The 2,759-nt window shown below is 48.4% G+C and carries 5 protein-coding genes; 4 read left to right on the top strand and 1 reads right to left on the bottom strand.

The features are described 5' to 3' along the window. Positions 1 to 292, bottom strand: a 292-nt coding sequence (locus AC3B8H_RS20075) for a hypothetical protein (protein ID WP_488443292.1), incomplete at its 3' end; no start/stop codon positions are given. A gap of 283 nt (positions 293 to 575) precedes the next feature. On the opposite strand from AC3B8H_RS20075, the gene AC3B8H_RS20080 reads away from it, so the two are divergent. From AC3B8H_RS20080 to AC3B8H_RS20095, 4 genes are read left to right on the top strand one after another with little or no spacing between them, the layout of a single operon-like run. Beyond that, positions 576 to 1,196 carry a recombinase family protein gene (locus AC3B8H_RS20080; protein WP_488443293.1) on the top strand — a complete coding sequence of 207 codons (621 nt, stop codon included), beginning with the start codon at positions 576 to 578 and terminating at the stop codon, positions 1,194 to 1,196. Positions 1,197 to 1,199: 3 nt separating this feature from the next. Continuing rightward, entirely contained in the window at positions 1,200 to 1,442 is a 243-nt protein-coding gene (locus tag AC3B8H_RS20085; protein ID WP_488443294.1) for a WGR domain-containing protein, read from the top strand. Between the two features lie 49 nt (positions 1,443 to 1,491). After that, entirely contained in the window at positions 1,492 to 1,749 is a 258-nt protein-coding gene (locus tag AC3B8H_RS20090) for a CopG family ribbon-helix-helix protein (protein ID WP_488443295.1), read from the top strand. Next, positions 1,746 to 2,030 carry a type II toxin-antitoxin system RelE/ParE family toxin gene (locus tag AC3B8H_RS20095; protein WP_488443296.1) on the top strand — a complete coding sequence of 95 codons (285 nt, stop codon included), beginning with the start codon at positions 1,746 to 1,748 and terminating at the stop codon, positions 2,028 to 2,030. The genes AC3B8H_RS20090 and AC3B8H_RS20095 overlap by 4 nt, the downstream gene beginning before the upstream one ends. Positions 2,031 to 2,759 lie beyond the last annotated feature (729 nt).

Below are 2,759 nucleotides of genomic sequence, written 5' to 3' on the forward strand. Positions count from 1 at the left end.
GCTGCCGACGCGATTCAATGAGCTTCGTTTTCTCTGGCACCCATTGATCCAAGGCGACTTGTTCTGAGATATTCCCTTGATGGACCAGTTGGCACAGGCCCAGATAAAGCGCGTAGAGGTTAATAATGCCCCTGTCGTCAGGGTGTTTGTCCATCAGTTTTTGCAGCGCGTCGTTGCTTTGCCCATTGCATAGCTCGCCGGGCATGACGGTCTCAATCTCAAACACGTTCGAGGTAACGGCTGATTGAGCATTGAGCGCGACCAGCAGGAGGAAAATGGCTCGTTTTTTCATGGTGCGTCCCAGGTTCATCGTTAGACAAAACATAGCCCATTTTTTAATTTAAAGTGGCGCAGGGGGGCACTGTTCCGCAGCGCAAACAAGTCGGCCAAGTGCCATCTTTTTTGTGGCTGTATGCTGCGCCGCCAGGTGCTGGGATCAGCTGACATAGACCTTTGAAATAACGTCCGGAATTGACCGGTTTCGGACAGTCTTTAAACGCCATGTACTAAAGTAGGCTAATTGAATTACGGACATGTGTTATAATTCGTACATCCCTTTCGGACGGAATTAGCGCATGTCACGCGTATTTGCTTACTGTCGAGTGTCGACCACGGACCAGACTACCCAAAATCAAAGCTTGGAAATTCAATCTGCGGGTTTCGCCATTCAGCCGCATCGTTTGATTGAAGAAAGCATCAGTGGTTCCGTCGCGGCTAAAGAACGACCTGGCTTTAATAAACTGATCGAGCGGCTGGAAGCGGGCGATGTGTTGGTGGTGACCAAGCTGGATCGACTCGGTCGTAATGCCATGGATGTCAGAGCCACGGTCGAGCATCTTTCTGATTCCGGAGTGCGGGTCCATTGCCTGGCGTTAGGCGGGGTAGATCTAACAAGTTCTGCCGGCAAGATGACCATGCAGGTGATCGCAGCGGTCGCAGAGTTTGAGCGTGACCTGCTGATTGAGCGAACCCAAGCAGGCATTAGTCGCGCGAAGGCCGCGGGAAAACAGTTTGGCCGACCGCCGGCACTTAATGCGGAAGCGCGTGCTGACGTTGTCAAACGCTTGGCCGCTGGCAGCAACGTTTCGGAGTTGGCTCGGGAATTCAAAACCACCCGGCAAACCATTATGCGGATTCGGGAAGCGGCGATGAAATCACCGCAAACTGACAATACGGACCACTCTTCTGGGGAGTAACTGATGAATCATCTATATCTTGAAAGACACGATACCGAAAACAACATGCATCGATTTTACCAGATGTTTGTGACACCGGGCCTATTCGATGATTGGTCACTGATTAAAGAATGGGGCAGGGTAGGGTCACCGGGTACCGTCAGAAAGGAGTGGTTCGATACCCTGGAAGAAGCCATCGTCGCCGGGAATAAGCTGTGTACAGCCAAATGTAAAAAAGGCTATCAATCTATTCCGGCAGTACGTTAAGTTATGCATTATGATTACAAATGAACCACCATTAACCGGAGCGGCAACCATGGCAACCGAAGCATTTACCGTTAGGGCTGAATCAGACATTGTCCATCAACTCGATTTTATTGCCGGGGCATTAGATCGATCACGCAATTACCTAGTGAATCAAGCTTTACGGGAATACTTGAAAACCCATGCCTGGCAGGTCGAGAAAATCACCCAAGGTATAGCGGCCGCCGACCGTGGTGAATTGGTCGATCATGACGATGTCATGCGTGAAATGGAAGAACTGATCGAACAAAAATCCAAGGGTAGGGCGTGAAACTGGTTTGGACCGAACCCGCCCGACAGGACTTACGCGAGATATTTACATTCATCGCCGAAGAAAATCCCAACGCAGCCCGCAGACTATTAGCTGAAATCAAAGAACGCGCTGTCTTGCTGCAAGACAACCCACAACTAGGCCGCGCTGGCCGCATCGATGGAACAAGGGAGTTAGTGGTTGTCGGCACACAATACATACTGCCTTATCGATTAAAAGAACAACAAATTCAAATATTGGCTGTATTTCACGGCGCAAGATTGTGGCCGGATAACTTTTAGCTTGTTGGGGCTTCTCAGCCCGAACCCTCGGAATTTTTTACGCAAACGTTTCAGAATTATTTTCCCATCTTATTGATTTTAAAGAAATGGGAAAATTACGCGGGTTTGGCCTAGAACCCCTTTTTATTGCTGCCTATAAAGGATGCAGATTCCATGACAAACCAGCCAACGATTCCGATACGATTACGCTAGCATTGAATGACGGCTTTTGGACGAGATGAATTGTCGCAATCGACCCATTTTTGACGATCGCGCTTCTCCAAAGCGGACGCATAGCCAAACATCGTTTATTTGGGTTTCGCTTCTACGAAGCTGTCTTTCGTGGCCTCCGGCAGTCGGCCATTACCTGTCGACCGGGGCGACTTTCCAATTTCACTTCTTGAGTCCCCTCGGATGTCCGGTAATCGGCAAGCAAATTGGCATTATCGCCGAGTCACTACGGTCAAAAGCTGTCTTTGACAAAAGCTGATAGTGAATGTCAGATCTGTCCACAAAAGCAGTCGACTGTTTCACTTGGTTGCCGCTATTTATTAGCAAATCTTCTTCAGAAGTTCAGAGTTTTTTATTGCGAACATCGCTTTTGCTCTGAGATGTAAAAATGCCACACGTCTTATTCTGTCCAAAGTAGCAGCCTGCAAAACGGCTTGGAAAAATTGCCAGTTTTCAATAAAAAAGCGTCTTATTTTCCCAGCTACAAATCACTATCATATTGTTTTTTATCATATGTGA

The sequence above is a fragment of the Methylomonas sp. BG-2 genome, from assembly GCF_057766305.1.